Genomic DNA, 17,071 nt, shown 5'->3' on the forward strand with positions numbered 1-17,071 from the left:
GGGTGCGGGACGGGTGCGGGCACGCGCGCGTGGAGGCCGTTCCCGGCGTGGGCCTCGGTGATGTCGGCGACGATGCGCTCGGCGTAGACCAGGCCCTCCAGGAGGGAGTTGGAGGCGAGCCGGTTGGCGCCGTGGACGCCGGTGCAGGCGACCTCGCCGCACGCGTACAGGCCGGGGACGGTCGTACGGCCCCGGGAGTCGGTGCGGACGCCGCCGGAGGCGTAGTGGGCGGCCGGGGCGACCGGGACGGGCTCGGTGACCGGGTCGATGCCGTGGGCGCGGCAGGCGGCGAGGATCGTCGGGAAGCGGTGCTCCCACATGTCGGCGCCGAAGTGCCGGGCGTCCAGGAACATGTGTTCGGCGCCCTGTTCCAGCATGCGGCGGGTGATGCCCTTGGCGACGATGTCCCGGGGCGCGAGTTCGGCGAGTTCGTGCTGGCCGGTCATGAAGCGCACGCCGTCGGCGTCGACGAGGTGGGCGCCCTCACCGCGTACCGCCTCGGAGACGAGCGGCTGCTGGCCCTCGGCGTCGGCCCCCAGGAAGAGCACCGTGGGGTGGAACTGGACGAATTCGAGGTCGCTGACCTCGGCGCCCGCGCGCAGGGCCAGGGCGACGCCGTCGCCGGTCGACACGGACGGGTTGGTGGTCGCGGAGAACACCTGGCCCATGCCGCCGGTGGCGAGGACCACGGCGGGCGCGTGGACGGCTCCCACGCCGTCGTGCTGGCCCTCTCCCATGACGTGCAGGGTCACACCGGCCGTGCGGCCGTCGACGTCGGTCAGGAGGTCCAGCACGAGCGCGTTCTCGACCGTGCGCAGTCCGCGCGCGCGGACCGCCTCGACGAGGGCGCGGGAGACCTCCGCGCCGGTCGCGTCGCCGCCCGCGTGCGCTATGCGGCGGCGGTGGTGGCCGCCCTCGCGGGTCAGTTCGAGTTCGCCCTCTGAGGACTCGTCGAAGTGGGCGCCGGTCTCGATGAGCCGCCGTACGGCGTCCGGTCCCTCGGTGACGAGGATCCGTACGGCCTCCTCGTCGCACAGGCCCACGCCGGCCACCAGGGTGTCGGCGAGGTGCTGTTCGGGGGTGTCGCCCTCGCCGAGGGCCGCCGCGATGCCGCCCTGGGCCCAGCGGGTGGAGCCGTCGTCGAGGCGGGCCTTGGTGACGACGACCGTCCGCAGCCCGGCCGCGTCGCAGCGCAGGGCGGCGGTGAGCCCGGCGACGCCGGAGCCGACGACCACGACGTCCGCGGTCAGGGCCCAGCCGGGGGCGGGGGCGTGCAGCCGTATGCCGGTGGCGGTGGAGGTGCCGGCGCGGTGGCCGGCGGTGGGGCCTGTGGTGCTCACGAGGCGGCTCCGGGGGTTCCGAAAATGAGAGGGATGTTGTCGATCAGCCGGGTCGTCCCGACCTTGGCCGCGACGGCGAGGACGGCTTCGCCCGTGAAGTCGTCCGGGATCTCGGTGAAGTCGGCGGGGTCGACCAGTGCGAGGTAGTCGAGGACCAGCGGGGGGTGCAGGCGGGCCGCGTCGTCCAGGAGGAGGCGGGCGGCGGCCCGGACGGCTGCGGGGGCGCCGCCGGGGCCCTGCGCTACGGCGTGCGCGTCGGCCGCCGCGCGGGATTCGCCGAGCGCGCTGAGGGCCTGGGCACGCGCGTGCGTGGCGGGCACTTCGCGGGCCCGCGCGCGCAGCGCCTCCTGGGCGGCGTGCCGGTCGCCGCCGGCGAACAGGGCCTGGGAGAGCGCGAGCGCCGTACGGCGTTCCTCCGGGGAGAGGTAGCGGTTGCGGCTGGACCGGGCCAGGCCGTCGGCCTCGCGGACGGTCGGTACGCCGACGATCTCCACGCCGAAGTTCAGGTCGCGGACCATCCGGCGGATCATCGCGAGCTGCTGGGCGTCCTTCTGCCCGAAGAGGGCCACGTCGGGCCGGGTGAGGTGCAGGAGCTTGGCGACGACGGTGAGGACGCCGTCGAAGTGCCCGGGGCGGGTGGCGCCTTCGAGCCGCTCCCCCATGGGGCCGGCGCTGATCCGCACCTGGGGTTCGCCGCCCGGGTAGACCTCGTCCACGGAGGGGGCGAACACGGCGTCCGCGCCCGCCTGTCCGGCGAGCTGGACGTCGGCGTCAAGGGTGCGCGGGTAGCGGTCGAGGTCCTCGCCCTTGCCGAACTGGAGGGGGTTCACGAAGACGGTGACGACGACCTCGCCGTCGGGGCCGGCGATCTCGCGCGCGGTGCGGACGAGGGTGGCGTGGCCCTCGTGCAGGGCGCCCATGGTCATCACGACGGCACGCGTGCGTGCACGCTGTCCGACCTCGTCCCTGTCGGGGATGAGGTCGGACACGCGGGCGTTCAGTTCGGCTGCCGTGCGCAGCAGGCGGGTCATCGGGCGCCTCCCTCGGTGCCGTTACCGAGTACCCCGAGAAGGTCCTCGGCCAGCTCCGGCTTGAGCAGTCCGTGCGCGAGGGCACGGTCGGCGGTCGCGCGGGCCATCGCCAGATAGGCGGCGACGCTCTGCGGTGAGTGTTTGCGCAGCTCGGCGACATGGGCGGCCACAGTGCCCGCGTCCCCGCGCGCGACGGGCCCGGTGAGCGCCGCGTCCCCGGAGCGCAGCGCGTTGTCCAGGGCGGCGCCGAGCAGCGGGCCGAGCATCCGGTCGGGGGCGTCGACGCCGGCCGCGCGGAGCAGCTCCATGGACTCGGCGACCAGGGTGACGAGGTGGTTGGCGCCCAGGGCGAGGGCCGCGTGGTAGAGCGGGCGGCTCTCCTCGGCGATCCATTCGGGCTCGCCGCCCATCTCGATGACGAGGGCCTCGGCGGCCAGCCGCAGCTCGGGGGGCGCGGTGACCCCGAAGGAGCACCCGGCGAGCCGCTGGACGTCCACAGGGGTGCCGGTGAAGGTCATGGCGGGGTGCAGGGCCAGCGGCAGCGCGCCGGCCCGCAGGGCGGGGTCCAGGACCTTCGCGCCGTACCGCCCGGAGGTGTGCACGAGCAGTTGTCCCGGCCGTACGGCGCCGGTCTCCGCGAGGCCCTCGACGAGGCCGGGCAGGGCGTCGTCCGGGACGGTCAGCAGGACGAGGTCGGCGCGCTCCATCACCTGGGCGGGCGACACCACGGGCACGTCCGGGAGCAGTTGCGCGGCCCGGCGCACGGAGGCGTCGGAGACCGCGGAGACGGCGACCGGACGGTGTCCGGCGAGTTGGAGGGAGGCGGCCAGCGCTGGACCCACGCGTCCGGCGCCGACCACCCCCACGGTGAGCCGCGCGGGGCGGTCCCTGGGGTCTGGCTGCTGGAATGTACTCACTCGACGACGGCCTTCCCGTTCCAGTCCGCTAGGGGTACCGGACGATGTACCGGACGGTTTCTCGTCATGTTAACGCTATTGGCCCGGACGGTGTCCGGTTGTCCACAGGCTGTGGGCGCTCGCGAGCCCTCCGTGCGCGGGCGAGGGGAAACCCGGGTGCCCGCGCCGATCCCGCGCGCGGGATGATTCCGAGCATGAGCGATACGGCCGACAAGGGCGGGCGACCGGGTCAGGAACCCGGCGAGGAACACAGCGAACAGCACGGCGAACTGTCCGGTGAGCTGCCCGGTGAGCAGTCCGGTGAGCAGTCCGGCAGTGACGAACGGCGGCTGCGGCGCCGGGCCGCGCACCGGAACGCCGAACGGGTCCTGTCGCGCCCCGGGTTCCTGGGGACGATGAGGCAGCGGCTTGCGCTGCTCGACGGGGCGCCGGAGTCGTACGACCTGGACGAGCCGTCCGACATCTACGGCGGCGGGATAGTCGAGACCCTGGAGAAGCGGGTCGCCACGCTGCTCGGCAAGGAGGCCGCCGCCTTCTTCCCGACCGGCACGATGGCCCAGCAGGCCGCCATGCGCTGCTGGGCGGGCCGCACCGGCAGCCCGGCCGTCGCCCTGCACGCGCTCTCCCACCCCGAGGTGCACGAGCGGAACGCGTTCAGCGCGCTGAGCGGACTTCGCCCGCTGCGGGTGACGAGCGAGCCCCGGATGCCGACGGCCGACGAGGTGCGCGACTTCGGCGAGCCCTTCGGGACGCTGATGCTGGAACTGCCCCTCAGGGACGCCGGTTTCGTGCTGCCCACCTGGGAGGAGCTGACCGAGGTGGTGGCGGCGGCCCGGGAACGCGACGCCGTGGTGCACTTCGACGGGGCCCGCCTGTGGGAGTCCACCGCCCACTTCGGCCGCACCCTGGACGAGATCGCGGACCTCGCGGACACCGTCTACGTGTCGCTGTACAAGTCCCTCGACGGATTCGGCGGCGCCCTCCTGGCGGGCCCGCAGACGCTCATCGACGAGGCGAAGGCCTGGCGGCACCGGTACGGCGGCCAGATCTTCCAGCAGTTCCCCACGGTCCTGTCGGCCCTCGTCGGCCTGGACCGCGAGCTGCCGCGTCTCCCTGAGTACGTGGCCCACGCGCGCGTGGTCGCCGCGGCGCTGCGCGAGGGCTTCGCGGCGGCCGGGGTGCCGTGGGCGCGCGTCCACCCGGAGGTGCCGCACACGAACGACTTCCAGGTCTGGCTGCCGTACGACCACGAGGCCGCCGCGGAGGCCGCGATCCGGCAGGGCGAGGAGACGAAGACGCTCCTTTTCGCGAGCGAGTGGGCACAGGGCGGCCCGGGTCTCGCGGTCACCGAGGTGTCCGTCCGTGCCGCCGGCCTGGAGTGGACGCCGGACGACGTGAAGGCGGCGGTGGCGGAGTTCGTGGAGCGGCTGTAGGTGACCGTGATCACGGTTCCCGGGGCGTTGTCAGTGGCCCGGTGCACCATGGGTCCATGAGCGTGAGCATCGACGTGCGCGGGCTGGGGCGGGAGCGGATCACCGTGGTGCCGTCACCGCTGGCCGAGCTCGGCATGGCGCTGCACGCGCTGGCCGANNCTGGCCGACCGGATGTGCGAGGCCGACTTCCTGTGGCGCTCCACGTTCTCCGACCTCTTCCTGCCGTACGCGGGCCTGGGCGCGGGCACGCTCCCCGGCGGCACGCTGGGCGCGGAACTCGACCAGCTTGACCGGCTGACGGACGAACAGTTCGTGGACGCCTGCCTGGAGTTCACCTGCGCGATGCCCTACGACGAGCAGGGCGTGGGCGCGCTCACCGACCCCGGGGCGCGGCAGCGGGCCCTGGAGCTGGCCGTCTCGCGCGGCCCCCGCCAACTCCGGTTCACCAGGCGCCTGCTGGACGAGACGCCCCGGATCCGCGCCTGGCTGCGGCAGTTGCTGACCGACTGCGAGGACGCCTTCTTCGCCGAGACCTGGTCGCGGCTGCACCCCCAGCTCATGGCGGACGCCCGCCACAAGACGGATCTCCTGCACCGCAAGGGCCTGCCGGAGGCGCTGGCGTCGGTGTCGTCGGCGGTCACCCTGGACGAGACCACGGGCCGGATCACCGTCGACAAACTGGGCGTCGGCCACACCACGGCGGAGGGCAGTCTCCTGCTCGTCCCGACGAGCCTGGGCCGGCCCCATCTGATGGTCCTGCACCGGTACGGCTGGCAGCCGGTGCTGCACTACCCGGCGGGCTCCACCGAACTCGCCGCCCCGGCCTCGGTCGAGCAGCTCAGCCTCCGTCTGACCGCGCTGTCCCACCCGGTGCGGATGCGGCTGTGCCGCCAGCTGGCCCGCAGCTCGTTCACGACGACCGAACTGGCGCACACGCACAGCATGACGGCACCCGAGATATCCCGGCACCTGGCCGTCCTCAGAAAGGCGGGCCTGACCACCACCCGCCGCCGCGGCCGGTATGTCCTGCACCAGTTGGACGTCACGATGGTGGCCCGGCTGGGCAGCGACTTCCTGGAGGGCATCCTCAGATGACCGGCAGATCGGAGGGCGTCCTCAGATGACCGGCGGAAGATGACCGGCAGATCGACCGAAGAAGCCGGACCGGCCGGTCAGCCCGCCCCGCCGGCCCGCACGAGCCCCGTCTCGTAGGCGAGGACGACCACCTGTACCCGGTCCCGCAGCCCCAGCTTCGTCAGGATGCGGCCCACATGGGTCTTCACGGTCGCCTCCGACAGCACCAGCCGGGCCGCGATCTCGCCGTTCGACAGGCCCTGGGCGACCAGGATCATGACCTCGCGCTCCCGGTCGGTGAGCCGCTCCAGTTCCTTGTACTGGGGCTGCTTGCCGGCGGCCGGCAGCATGGGCGCGAAGCGGTCGAGGAGCCGCCGGGTCGTCGAGGGCGCCACGACCGCGTCTCCGCTGTGCACGGAGCGGATCGCGGTGAGGAGTTCGCCGGGGGGCACGTCCTTGAGCATGAAGCCGGAGGCGCCCGCCTTCAGCCCGGAGAAGGCGTACTCGTCGAGGTCGAAGGTGGTCAGGATGAGCACCTTGGGCGGGTTGTCGCCCTGGCAGATGCGCCGGGTGGCCTCCACCCCGTCGAGCTTCGGCATGCGTACGTCCATCAGCACCACGTCGACCTCGGTCTCCCGGAGAACCTGGAGAGCCTCGACGCCGTCACCCGCCTCCGCCACGACGTCCATGTCCGGCTGGGCGGCGAGCACCATCCGGAACCCGGTGCGGAGCAGCACCTGGTCGTCGACGAGCATCACACGGATGTTCATGGCGGGTCCTCCGGTCGATACAAATCAATACAGGTCAATACAGGTCAATACAGGTTGATACAGGCAGGTCGAAAACAGGTCGATACAGGTCGATACAAGCCAGGCGTAAGCCGTGCACAAGCGCCACACATCAAGTCGAACAACTGTGCGTCGATCGAGCGCGCACGTGTCAGTGTGCGGGTTTGAGCGGCAGCAGGGCGCTGATGCGGAAGCCGCCGCCCGGGCGCGGGCCCGCGTCCAGGGTGCCGCCCACCATGCCGACGCGCTCGCGCATGCCGATCAGGCCGTGCCCCCGTCCGTCGGCGCCGCCCTCCTCGTAGTGCTCGTGCGGGGCGCCCTTGCCGTCGTCCTCGACCAGCAGGCCGAGACCGTCGTCGAAGTAGACCAGACGCACGCTCGCTCCGGTGTTCGGGCCACCGTGCTTGCGGGTGTTGGTGAGCGCCTCCTGCACGATGCGGTACGCCGTCAGCTCGACGCCGCTGGGCAGCGGGCGCGGGGTGCCCTCGATCCGGTAGTCGACGGGCAGGCCCGACGTACGGCACTGCTCGATCAGTTCGCCGAGCTGTTCGACGTCGGGCTGCGGAACGTACTCGCAGCCCTCCTGGTGCTCGCCGGTCCGCAGCACGCCGAGCAGCCGGCGCATCTCGGCGAGGGCCTGGCGGCCGGTGCCCGAGATGGTCTCCAGGGCCTTTTTCGCCTGGTCGGGGGCGGTGTCGAGGACGTAGGCGGCGCCGTCGGCCTGGACCACCATCACGGACACGTTGTGCGCGACGACGTCGTGCAGCTCACGGGCGATCCGGGCGCGCTCGGCGGCGACCGCGACCTTGGCCTGCGCCTCGCGCTCCCGCTCCAGACGGGCGGCGCGCTCCTCCAGTTGGGCGAAGTAGGCGCGGCGGGTGCGCAACGAGTCGCCGAGCACCCAGGCGAGGGCGTACGGCACCGCGGTGAAGATCATCAGGGCGAGCCGGCCCGCGCCGCTCGGCCCGTCCTCGGGCCAGCGCAACTGGGCCAGCGGGGAGGCGAGCAGACCGCCGATCAGCGCGTACCGTGAGGCCCAGCGGGGGCCGCTCGCCGCCACGGTGTAGACGATCACCAGAAAGGCGAAGTCGGCGGGCACCGTCTTGATGTCCAGGACCAGTTGCGCCACCCCGACCGCGCCGGCCAGCAAGAGCATCCGCTCGGGCATGCGCCGCCGCAGCGCGACCACCACGCTCAGCAGGACCGTCACCACGGTGATCCCCGTCAGGGACACGGCGTCCGGCGTGGCCCGGACGGTATCGCCCAGCATGGAGATCCCGAACAGGACGACGGCCCAGAAGCCGTCTACCCATGCCGGGTGTCCGCGGAGGAAGTCATAGACGCGTTGCACGTAACCCAGCGTAGGCAGGCGTTGTGTGTGCCGGGGTCAACCGGAGGGCCGATCCGCGACGCCCCCGCGTACTCCGCAAGGTGGAGAGCCTCTCCCCAGGGCGGCGGGTGCCCAACCCCTAGCCTGACCTCGTGACAGGAGAGACAGCGGGCGGGACGGCGGGCCGTTCGACCGGCGAGTGGCGTAGCTGGCGGGCGGCGACACACGAGGCGCTCTACGGCGAACACGGGTTCTACCGCCGCCCCGAGGGACCCGCCGGGCACTTCCGTACGTCCGTCCACGCCTCGCCGCTCTTCGCCGCCGCCGTGGCACGGCTGCTGTGCCGGGTCGACGAGGCGCTGGGCCGCCCCGCCTCGATCGGCTTCGTCGACATGGGCGCGGGCCGGGGCGAACTCGTCACCGGTGTCCTCGCCGCCCTGCCCCCGGAAGTGGCCTCCCGCGCGCGCGGGTACGCCGTCGAGCTGGCCGGCCGCCCCGTGGACCTCGATCACCGGATCGAGTGGCTGACCGAGCCCCCCGGCGGCCTCACCGGCCTGCTGTTCGCCAACGAGTGGCTGGACAACGTCCCCGTGGAGGTGGCGGAGGTGGACCCGGCGGGCGTACCGCGCGTGGTCCTCGTACGGCGGGACGGGACCGAGCGGCTCGGGGAGCCGGTCGCCGGGGCGGACGCGGAGTGGCTGGCGCGGTGGTGGCCGCTGCCGCCGGAGCCGGGTCTGCGGGCCGAGATCGGGCTCCCCAGGGACACCGCCTGGGCCGCCGCCAGGGCCACCGTCGAACGGGGCCTCGCCGTCGCCGTCGACTACGCGCACACGGCCGGCGCCCGGCCGCCCTTCGGGACGCTCACCGGTTTCCGGGCGGGACGCGAGACGGCACCCGTGCCGGACGGCTCGTGCGACCTGACCGCCCACGCGGCGCTGGACGCCTGCGCGGGGCCGGGGTCCCGCCTGCTGACCCAGCGGGAGGCCCTGCGCGCCCTCGGGGTGACCGGCGGGCGCCCTCCGCTGTCCCTGGCGTCCACGGACCCCGCGGCGTACGTACGGGCCCTGGCGGGCGCCGGCGAGGCCGCCGAGCTGACGGCGACGGGCGGCCTGGGGGACTTCGGATGGCTGGTGGAACCGTCGGGAATCCCCGACCCGCTCGTCCTCTGAGGACATGCCACCAGGGTCATCACGCCCTATTTGTCGATGTCCCCGACCACGAAGAACAGCGACCCCAGGATCGCCACCATGTCCGCGACCAGTGTCCCGGGCAGCAGTACGGCCAGCGCCTGGATGTTGTTGTAGGAGGCCGAGCGGAGCTTCAGGCGGTACGGGGTCTTCTCGCCCTTGCTGACGAGGTAGTAGCCGTTGATGCCGAGGGGGTTCTCGGTCCACGCGTACGTGTGCCCCTCGGGTGCCTTCAGGACCTTGGGCAGGCGCTGGTTGATCGGTCCCTGCGGGAGGTCGGCGAGGCGGTCGAGGCAGGCGTCGGCCAGGTCGAGCGCGTTGTGCGTCTGCTCCAGGAGGCACTCGAAACGGGCGAGACAGTCGCCCTCCTGCCGGGTCACCACCTTCAGGGTGTCCTGGAGTTCGCCGTACGCCAGATACGGCTCGTCGCGGCGCAGGTCGAAGTCGACGCCCGAGGCGCGCGCGATCGGCCCGCTCACGCCGTACGCGTGCACGGCCTCCGGCGACAGCACGCCCACACCGCGTGTGCGCCCCCGGAAGATCTCGTTGCCGAGCACCAGGTCGTCGAACCGGTCCATGCGTGAGCGCAGGGACGCGACGCAGGCACGCGCGCGTGTGGTCCAGCCCGCCGGCAGGTCCTCCTTGAGGCCTCCCACGCGGTTGAACATGTAGTGCATGCGCCCGCCGGAGACCTCCTCCATGACGTGCTGGAGCTCCTCGCGCTCCGTGAACGCGTAGAAGATCGGTGTGATCCCGCCCAGCTCCAGCGGGTACGAGCCCAGGAACATCAGGTGGTTGAGCACCCGGTTCAGCTCCGCGAGCAGCGTCCGCGTCCACACCGCGCGCGCGGGGACCTCCATGCCGAGCATCCGCTCCACGGCGAGGACCACGCCCAGCTCGTTGGAGAACGCCGACAGCCAGTCGTGCCGGTTGGCCAGCATGATGATCTGACGGTAGTCACGCGCCTCGAAGAGCTTCTCCGCCCCCCGGTGCATATAGCCGATCACCGGCTCCGCGCTCTGGATCCGCTCCCCGTCGAGCACCAGCCGCAGCCGCAGCACCCCGTGCGTGGACGGGTGCTGGGGCCCGATGTTGAGCACCATGTCGGTGCTCTCCGCGGCTCCGCCGATACCGACGATCGTCTCCGTGGGACTCATGGACACAGTCTGTCGTACGTACGCTTGCGGCATGGAGACGGGGAGCCCGCGGGCGGCGGGCGAAACACGCGGCGAAGAGCACGGTGAGCAGCGGGGCGAGCCGGTGTGGACCGGGCTGCCGAGGGACCTGCTGCGGATGCGCCGGCTGCTGCTGGTGGTGTGGCTGGTGCCGCTGACGCTCGGTACGGGGCTGCTGCTCGGCCTGCTCGTGGGGCCCGCCTGGGCGGCCTTCGCGCTGCTGCCGCTGGCCCTGCTGCTGTGGGGCTGGCGGCTGCTGGGCCGCAACTGGGCCTCCTGGCGGTACGCCGAGCGCGCCGACGACCTGCTGATCAGCAGGGGTGTGCTGTGGCGCGAGGAAACGATCGTGCCGTACGGGCGGATGCAGCTCGTCGAGGTGACCTCGGGGCCCGTCGCACGGAAGTTCGGGCTGGCGAGCGTGCAGTTGCACACGGCGGCCGCCGCGAGCGACGCCCTCATCCCGGGCCTCGAACCGGCGGAGGCGGAGCGGCTGCGGGACCGGCTCACCGAGCTCGGCCAGGCGCGATCGGCGGGGCTGTGACGACTCCCGACACCGAGACGGACGTACCCGTGGAGGACGACGGGCGGCCGGTCGTGGAGCAGCGGCTGCATCCCGTCACACCGCTCAGGCGCGCGTGGGCGCCGGTCGCTGTGATCATCGGGTGGGGTGTGCACGACCCCGACCAGGCGCAGCACCAGCTGACCCGGCTGACGACCACGACCCTGCTGCTCGGCCTCGCCGCATGCCTCGTCGGCGGCGCCTTGTACGGCTTTCTGACCTGGTGGTTCACCCACTTCGCGGTGACGGACAGCGAACTGCGCATCCGTACCGGCCTGCTGTTCCGGCGCACCGCCCACATCCGGCTCGAACGCATCCAGGCCGTCGACATCACCCAGCCGCTGCTGGCCCGGGTCGCGGGCGTCGCCAAGCTCAAGCTGGACGTCGTGGGCACGGACAAGAAGGACGAGCTGGCCTATCTGGGCGAGGGGCACGCGCGTGCCCTGCGGGCCGAACTGCTCGCCCGCGCGGCCGGGTTCGCGCCCGAGACGGCCCACGAGGTGGGCGAGGCACCGGTCCGGCAACTGCTGCACGTCCCCCCGCGCGTGCTCGCCGTCTCCCTGGTGCTGACCGGCGCGACCTGGGGGACGCTGGCCGCCGCACTGGTCGTACCGCCGTTCCTCTGGTTCGCCACCCACAGCCTGTGGACAGTGCTCGCGACGGGCCTTCCGCTGGTCGGCGCGGCGGGCGCGAGAAGCGTGGGGCGGTTCGTCGCCGAGTACGACTGGACGGTCGGCGAGTCCCCGGACGGGCTGCGCATCGACCACGGCCTCCTGGACCGCGCCCACGAGACGGTGCCCCCGGGGCGCGTGCAGACCGTACGGATCGTGGAACCGATGCTGTGGCGGCGGCGCGGGTGGGTCCGGGTGGAGCTGGACGTGGCGGGCTCGTCGAACTCGGTGCTGGTGCCGGCGGCTCCCCGGGAGATCGCGGAGACGGTGATAGGCCAGGTACTGCCCGGGGTGACCGTGCCCGCCTCGCTGTCGCGTCCGCCGCGCCGGGCGGGCTGGTGCCTGCCGTTCTGGTGGCGGGGCTACGGCATCGCCGTCACCGACAGCGTCTTCGTCACCCGGCACGGGCTGCTGCGCCGCAGCCTGGCCCTGGTCCCGCACGCCAAGGTCCAGAGCGTACGGCTGGAACAGGGCCCCTGGGCTCGCTTCAAGGGCCTTGCGGACGTCCATGTGGACACGGGGGCCAACAAGACCGTCACAGCCGGTCTGCGGGACGCCCAGGAGGCCGCGGAGCTGCTTCGCGGGCAGGCGGAGCGGTCCCGCACGGGACGGCGGGACGCGCGACCGGACCGGTGGATGGCGTAACGGGCACACGCGCGTGCCCCGCACGCGTGCATGCATGCGGGGCACGGGGTGACCGGCTGTGGGCCTGTGGGCCTGTGGGCCTGTGGGCTGTCAGGAAACCGCGCTTCGCAGTCCCTTCAGGTCGAACACCTCGGTCTCGTCGTGGGCCGTGAGGTCGATGACCTGACCGGCGCCGAGCCCGCGCGACTCCTCGTCCACGGGCTTGAACCGCGCCTCGGACTCCGCCTTGTGCAGCGCCAGCGCCTCCTGCCCGACGACATCGGCGAGGTCCTCGTTCTGCACGGCGTCCAGCGCGGCCGACGCCGTCTCCTTCTGCGTGCCGAAGAAGTCGAACCCGCCGTGGACCTCCGGCCTGCGCACGGGCGCCGCCGCCGGTACGACGGCCACCGCGGTCGGCACGGTGAAGTGCCCGGGACCGGGCACGGGCCTGACGGGCTCCAGCCCGGTGGGTTCGGGCTCGGTGGACGCCGTCTCGGTGGACGCCGTCTCGGCGGGCTCCAGGTCGGCGGGCTCCAGGTCGGCGGGACCGGCGTCCGCGGGCTCCGGGTCGGCGGGGTTGGCGGCGGCACGCGTATGGTCGCGGGCCGCCTCGGGCTTCCCCGTCGCCTCGTCCTCCGGCGGCGCGGCCTCCGCCTTGCCTGCGCGGGCCGGGCTCGCGGAGCCTCCAGGGGTCGCCCCGGGGGTCTTCGGGACCTCGGCGGATGTCCGCGCGACGCCCTCGGCCGGGCCGGTCCTCGCCGGGACCTCTCCGTCGAACTTGGCCAGTGCCGCCCGGGCCCGCAGGAACAGCGAGGAACCCTCCGGGGAGAAGACCGCTTGTGCCGCCGGGCCCTCCTCCGGGTCCGTGGCCCCCGTACGGCCCGTGTGCCCCTTGCCGTCCGCGTCGTCCGTGCCGCCCGGGGTTCGCGCGGCGGCCGCGCCGAGCGCCGCCGACACCCCGGCCGCCGCCGCGTCCAGCGCCGCCGCGTCGGAGTCGGCGGTGGCCGCCGCAGTGCCGGACCCGGCCGTGAGCGCCCGCGCCGAACTCTTGGCCGCGACCGTCGTCCCGACGGATTTCGTACCCGTGTCCGTGTCCGCGTCGGCGTCGGCTTCGACGTCCCTGGCCGTGGCCTGAGCGGGTACCAGGGTCTCCAGCTCCAGCAGCCGCCTGCCCTCCAGCGCGCTGGCCCGCTCGGTCTCCGCCGTGGCGTACCGCCGCAGCAGCGCCGCGTGCTCGTTGCGCAGGCCCTGGAGCTCGGCCCGCTTGGCGCGAAGCTTCTGCTCCAGCTTGCCGCGCAGCTCGCGGGACTCCTCCAGGTCGGTCTCCAGCTCGGCGACCCGCTCCTCGTGCCGCCATTCGTCGCCCGCACGCGCGCGCGTGAGGTCGGCGACCTGCTTGCCCGCCTCCCCGTCCCAGCGGCGCATGACGGCCGCGCCCACGACCGTGACCGCCGCGGCGAACGCGGCGATCATCCGGAGGACGCCGGTATCCCTGAACACCCATGGTCCCAGGGCGCAGACGAGCGAGACGCCCGCGATCGCCGCAGGAGGCAGCAGCCGGTGCAGAGGTGGTGAATGGCGATGACGTCCACGTGGCATGGCCAGAAACTTACCGCGCGTAGGCGAATCCTGGTGCCCCGCGTGGTAAAAACCCGGCGGCGCCGGGCCTCGGGGGCCGTGGGGCGTCAGCGCTCCGTGAGCCGCGCGCTCAGCCACTCCAGCGAACCGGGGATCTCCCGGCGCCAGGTGTTGAAGTTGTGGCCGCCGCTCTCCAGCAGGAGCGTCGAGATCTTCGTCGGGGACTTGGTCCTGACGAGGTCCACGAACTTCATCGTAGGACCGTAGTTGGACTCTCCGTGCTTGCTGCTGGTGACCAGCAGGGAGACGTTCGGCGGCGGCATGTGCCTGATGTACCACTTCAGGTCCGCGTGGCTCTTCAGCGTCTCGTCACCCTGGAAGAGGTCTCCCGTGGTGGCGTCGACCGGCGCCTTGTAGGACGGCGACAGACCCACCGCCGCCGTGTACACGCCCGGGTGGTGCATCGCGAGCTTCAGCGCGCAGTAGCCGCCCGTCGAGTCGCCGATGACGCCCCAACTGCCCGGCCTCGGCCCCACCCGGTAGTGGCCGGCGATGACCGCCGGCAGGTCCCGCGCGAAGAACGTCTCCGTCTGCGGCCCGCCCGGCACGTCCACGCACTCGGTGTCCCGGGGCGGCGCCACGGTCGGCCGCAGCATCACCATGATCATCGGCTGGGACTTGCCCTTGCTCACCAACTCGTGCGCGGTGTGCGGGTAGTTGAGCTTGGTGATGAGGGACTTCGCGGTCCCCGGATAGCCCGTCAGCACGACGACCACCGGGAAGGTGCGCTTCGCGTACTGGCTCTGGAAGTACTCCGGCGGCAGATAGACGTACGCCGGTGAGGTGATCCCCGTCTTCTTGCCGACAATGCCGATCTTCTGGATCTGGCCGCCGATCCTGGGCAGATGACCGCCCGGCACGCTCACCGACTGGGTGGAGACCACCTGGAGGCCGCCGTGCGCCCCGGTGCTCTGGTCGATGATCACTCCTTCGTCGGTCTCCTTGCCCAGGAGGTCGTCCCAGGAGGCGTAGAAACCGAAACTCTGGTTCACGGCGAGACCGACCGAGGCGAACACCGCGAGCTGGGTGGCCAGCAGCAGTACGACCCGGCCTCCGATCGCCCACCAGTTGCGGCGCGCCAGTCTGGACCAGAACACGATTGTGCCGATGAACAGCAGGCCGGCGGCCACGATCGCCAGCACCAGCACCGTCTTGCTCGTGAGACCCATGACTGCAGTCGCCCACTCTCTCGGCCGGTGACGCACCCGCTTCCTTCACTGCGGCTTGCCCCGGACTTTGGCTGTCCTTTGATACGGCTTTCCACGGGGGAGTGAACCTCTTCCCCTGGGACACCGTCCTAGAGGGCGCAATGTCGCCGGATGCCGGATTGGCTCCGGGTCCCAGGTCTCTCGCGGAACTACAGGATGCGATGTCTGTCAGGATAGATGGGGAAATGTCGGTCGAGGTTCCGGGACGATCGAGCCGAGTGCGGCGCATACTGCGCGGCCCGCGCCCCGAAGCCGTTCCGGCCGTGGTCGCCCGGGCGTGTGCTCTCGTGGGCCTGGTCGACATCGCCGCGGGAGTCTTCCCGCGCTTCAGGCACAGCCGCATGCACACGATCGCCGAGGTACTTCCCGGCGCGCTCGGCCCCTTCGCCGCCGCGCTCTCCCTCAGCACCGGCGTCCTCCTGCTGCTCCTCGCGCACGGCCTCCGGCGCCGCAAGCGCCGCGCCTGGCGCGCCGCCGTGGCCCTGCTGCCGGCCGGCGCCGTGGCCCAGTTCACCTACCGGCACTCCATCGTCGGGCTGGTCATCTCCGTACTCCTGCTGGTGATGCTCCTGCGCCACCGCAGCGAGTTCGAGGCGCTGCCCGACCCGCGCAGCCGCTGGCGCGCACTGACCAACTTCGTCCTGATGAGCGCCGGCTCGCTCGGCCTCGGGCTGGTCATAGTGGGCGCGCACAGCGACCGCATGTACGGCGACCCGAGCCTCGCCGACCTCATCACCCACGTCCTGTACGGCCTGTTCGGCTTCGAGGGCCCCGTCGGCTACTCCGGGCCCACCTCCTGGACCGTCGGCTACTCGCTCGGCGCCCTCGGCCTGCTGACCGCCATCACGACGATCTACTTCGCCTTCCGGCCCGAACACCCGGCCGCGCGCCTGACCGAGGAGGACGAGAACCGGCTGCGGGTGCTCCTCGACAAGCACGGCCGCCGCGACTCCCTCGGCCACTTCGCCCTGCGCCGCGACAAGGCGGTCGTCTTCTCCCCCAGCGGCAAGGCGGCGGTGACCTACCGCGTCGTCTCCGGTGTGATGCTCGCCAGCGGCGACCCGATCGGCGACGTGGAGGCCTGGCCGGGCGCCATCGAACGCTTCATGGACGAGGCCAAGGCCCACTCCTGGACCCCCGCGGTCATGGGCTGCTCGGAGACCGGCGGCGAGGTCTGGACCCGTGAGACCGGGCTCGACGCCCTCGAACTGGGTGACGAGGCGGTGGTGGACGTCGCGGATTTCTCCCTTTCCGGGCGCGCGATGCGAAACGTGCGCCAGATGGTCAAGCGCATCGAACGCGCGGGCTACGAAACCCGGGTCCGGCGCATCCGTGACCTCGGCGAGAACGAGCTGGAGCGCGTCCGGCTCGCCGCGGAGGCCTGGCGCGGCACCGACACCGAGCGCGGCTTCTCCATGGCGCTGGGCCGCATCGGCGACCCGGACGACGGCGACTGTCTGATCGCCACCGCCCACAAGGCGGACGAGGAGCCCGGCCCGTACGGCGACCTGAAGGCGATCCTGCACTTCGTGCCCTGGGGCCCCGACGGCGTCTCCCTGGACCTGATGCGGCGCGACCGGGCGGCCGACCCCGGCATGAACGAACTGCTCATCGTGGCCGCCCTGGCGGCCGCTCCCCGCCTCGGCGTGGCCCGGGTCTCGCTCAACTTCGCCATGTTCCGCTCGGCACTGGCCCGTGGCGAGAAGATCGGCGCCGGCCCGGTACTGCGCGCCTGGCGCGGCCTGCTGGTGTTCCTGTCCCGCTGGTTCCAGATCGAGTCCCTGTACAAGTTCAACGCCAAGTTCCAGCCCCGCTGGGAGCCGCGCTTCGTGGTCTACCGCTCCTCCGGCGACCTGCCCCGCATCGGCCTGGCCGCGATGCAGGCGGAGGGCTTCGTGAACCTGGCCCTCCCCCGCATCCTCCGCCGCCGCACCGCGGCCCCCCGCCCGTGCGCCCACACGGTGACGGACAGCGGAACGACGGTACGCGCGGTGTGAGACGGCACGGCGGGAAGGCCTCGGGCGGCCGTCCACACCGGAGCCGCCCCGCTGAGCGATACGAGCGGGCGGGCGTGCGGGTGTGAGGCGGCGCCACGG

General features: G+C 72.7%; 13 protein-coding genes and 2 pseudogenes. 7 read left to right on the forward strand and 8 right to left on the reverse strand.

The genetic code is table 11. The features are described from left to right. The 3 genes from AOK08_RS11325 to AOK08_RS11335 all read right to left on the reverse strand — a co-directional run. A partial coding sequence (locus tag AOK08_RS11325; RefSeq protein ID WP_055525364.1) for an L-aspartate oxidase occupies positions 1-1,340 on the reverse strand: 1,340 nt, incomplete at its 3' end. Then, positions 1,337-2,371 carry a pantoate--beta-alanine ligase gene (panC, locus tag AOK08_RS11330; RefSeq protein WP_241826916.1) on the reverse strand — a complete coding sequence of 345 codons (1,035 nt, stop codon included), beginning with the start codon at positions 2,369-2,371 and terminating at the stop codon, positions 1,337-1,339. The genes panC and AOK08_RS11325, both read right to left, overlap by 4 nt. After that, positions 2,368-3,288, reverse strand: a complete 921-nt coding sequence (locus tag AOK08_RS11335; protein ID WP_055525365.1) for a Rossmann-like and DUF2520 domain-containing protein — start codon at positions 3,286-3,288, stop codon at positions 2,368-2,370. Before AOK08_RS11335 ends, panC begins: the two co-directional genes overlap by 4 nt. Before the next feature lie 194 nt (positions 3,289-3,482). On the opposite strand from AOK08_RS11335, the gene AOK08_RS11340 reads away from it, so the two are divergent. The 3 genes and pseudogenes from AOK08_RS11340 to AOK08_RS11345 form a co-directional block, all read left to right on the forward strand. After that, positions 3,483-4,721 carry a threonine aldolase family protein gene (locus AOK08_RS11340; RefSeq protein ID WP_055525366.1) on the forward strand — a complete coding sequence of 413 codons (1,239 nt, stop codon included), beginning with the start codon at positions 3,483-3,485 and terminating at the stop codon, positions 4,719-4,721. A 56-nt stretch (positions 4,722-4,777) separates the two neighbouring features. Further along, positions 4,778-4,878: pseudogene (locus AOK08_RS47190) on the forward strand (DUF5937 family protein); the annotation flags it as partial. A gap of 2 nt (positions 4,879-4,880) precedes the next feature. Continuing rightward, positions 4,881-5,816: pseudogene (locus tag AOK08_RS11345) on the forward strand (DUF5937 family protein); the annotation flags it as partial. Between the two features lie 77 nt (positions 5,817-5,893). Here AOK08_RS11345 and AOK08_RS11350 read toward each other — a convergent pair. Together AOK08_RS11350 and AOK08_RS11355 are read right to left on the reverse strand one after the other, a co-directional pair. Continuing rightward, positions 5,894-6,565 (reverse strand): response regulator transcription factor, encoded by a 672-nt coding sequence (locus AOK08_RS11350; RefSeq protein ID WP_055525367.1) that lies wholly within the window; start codon positions 6,563-6,565, stop codon positions 5,894-5,896. Between the two features lie 169 nt (positions 6,566-6,734). Next, positions 6,735-7,934 (reverse strand): sensor histidine kinase, encoded by a 1,200-nt coding sequence (locus AOK08_RS11355; protein WP_055525368.1) that lies wholly within the window; start codon positions 7,932-7,934, stop codon positions 6,735-6,737. Positions 7,935-8,065: 131 nt separating this feature from the next. Here AOK08_RS11355 and AOK08_RS11360 point away from each other — a divergent pair, with 131 nt between their 5' ends. Next, a complete protein-coding gene (locus AOK08_RS11360) occupies positions 8,066-9,082 on the forward strand; it encodes an SAM-dependent methyltransferase (RefSeq protein WP_055525369.1) in 1,017 nt (338 codons plus the stop codon). Positions 9,083-9,108: 26 nt separating this feature from the next. Here the strand turns inward: AOK08_RS11360 and AOK08_RS11365 are convergent, their stop codons facing one another. Further along, positions 9,109-10,257 (reverse strand): NADH-quinone oxidoreductase subunit D, encoded by a 1,149-nt coding sequence (locus AOK08_RS11365; RefSeq protein WP_055525370.1) that lies wholly within the window; start codon positions 10,255-10,257, stop codon positions 9,109-9,111. Between the two features lie 31 nt (positions 10,258-10,288). Between AOK08_RS11365 and AOK08_RS11370 the strand changes: the two genes are divergently transcribed. Together AOK08_RS11370 and AOK08_RS11375 are read left to right on the forward strand one after the other, a co-directional pair. Continuing rightward, positions 10,289-10,816 (forward strand): PH domain-containing protein, encoded by a 528-nt coding sequence (locus AOK08_RS11370; RefSeq protein WP_055525371.1) that lies wholly within the window; start codon positions 10,289-10,291, stop codon positions 10,814-10,816. Continuing rightward, positions 10,813-12,150: a PH domain-containing protein gene (locus tag AOK08_RS11375; protein WP_055525372.1), complete on the forward strand. Its 1,338-nt coding sequence runs from the start codon at positions 10,813-10,815 to the stop codon at positions 12,148-12,150. Before AOK08_RS11370 ends, AOK08_RS11375 begins: the two co-directional genes overlap by 4 nt. 90 nt (positions 12,151-12,240) lie before the next feature. On the opposite strand, the gene AOK08_RS11380 is transcribed toward AOK08_RS11375, so the two are convergent. Both AOK08_RS11380 and AOK08_RS11385 read right to left on the reverse strand, forming a co-directional pair. Then, a complete protein-coding gene (locus tag AOK08_RS11380) occupies positions 12,241-13,728 on the reverse strand; it encodes a hypothetical protein (RefSeq protein WP_063794047.1) in 1,488 nt (495 codons plus the stop codon). A gap of 86 nt (positions 13,729-13,814) precedes the next feature. Next, the gene (locus tag AOK08_RS11385) at positions 13,815-14,936 is read right to left on the reverse strand and encodes an alpha/beta hydrolase (RefSeq protein WP_055525374.1); all 1,122 of its coding nucleotides are present in this window, start codon (positions 14,934-14,936) and stop codon (positions 13,815-13,817) included. A 224-nt stretch (positions 14,937-15,160) separates the two neighbouring features. On the opposite strand from AOK08_RS11385, the gene AOK08_RS11390 reads away from it, so the two are divergent. Next, complete coding sequence (locus AOK08_RS11390; protein ID WP_055525375.1) at positions 15,161-16,972, forward strand: phosphatidylglycerol lysyltransferase domain-containing protein; 1,812 nt, start codon at positions 15,161-15,163, stop codon at positions 16,970-16,972. Positions 16,973-17,071 lie beyond the last annotated feature (99 nt).

The organism is Streptomyces graminilatus (assembly GCF_001418565.1).
Classification (GTDB): Bacteria; Actinomycetota; Actinomycetes; order Streptomycetales; family Streptomycetaceae; genus Streptomyces; species Streptomyces graminilatus.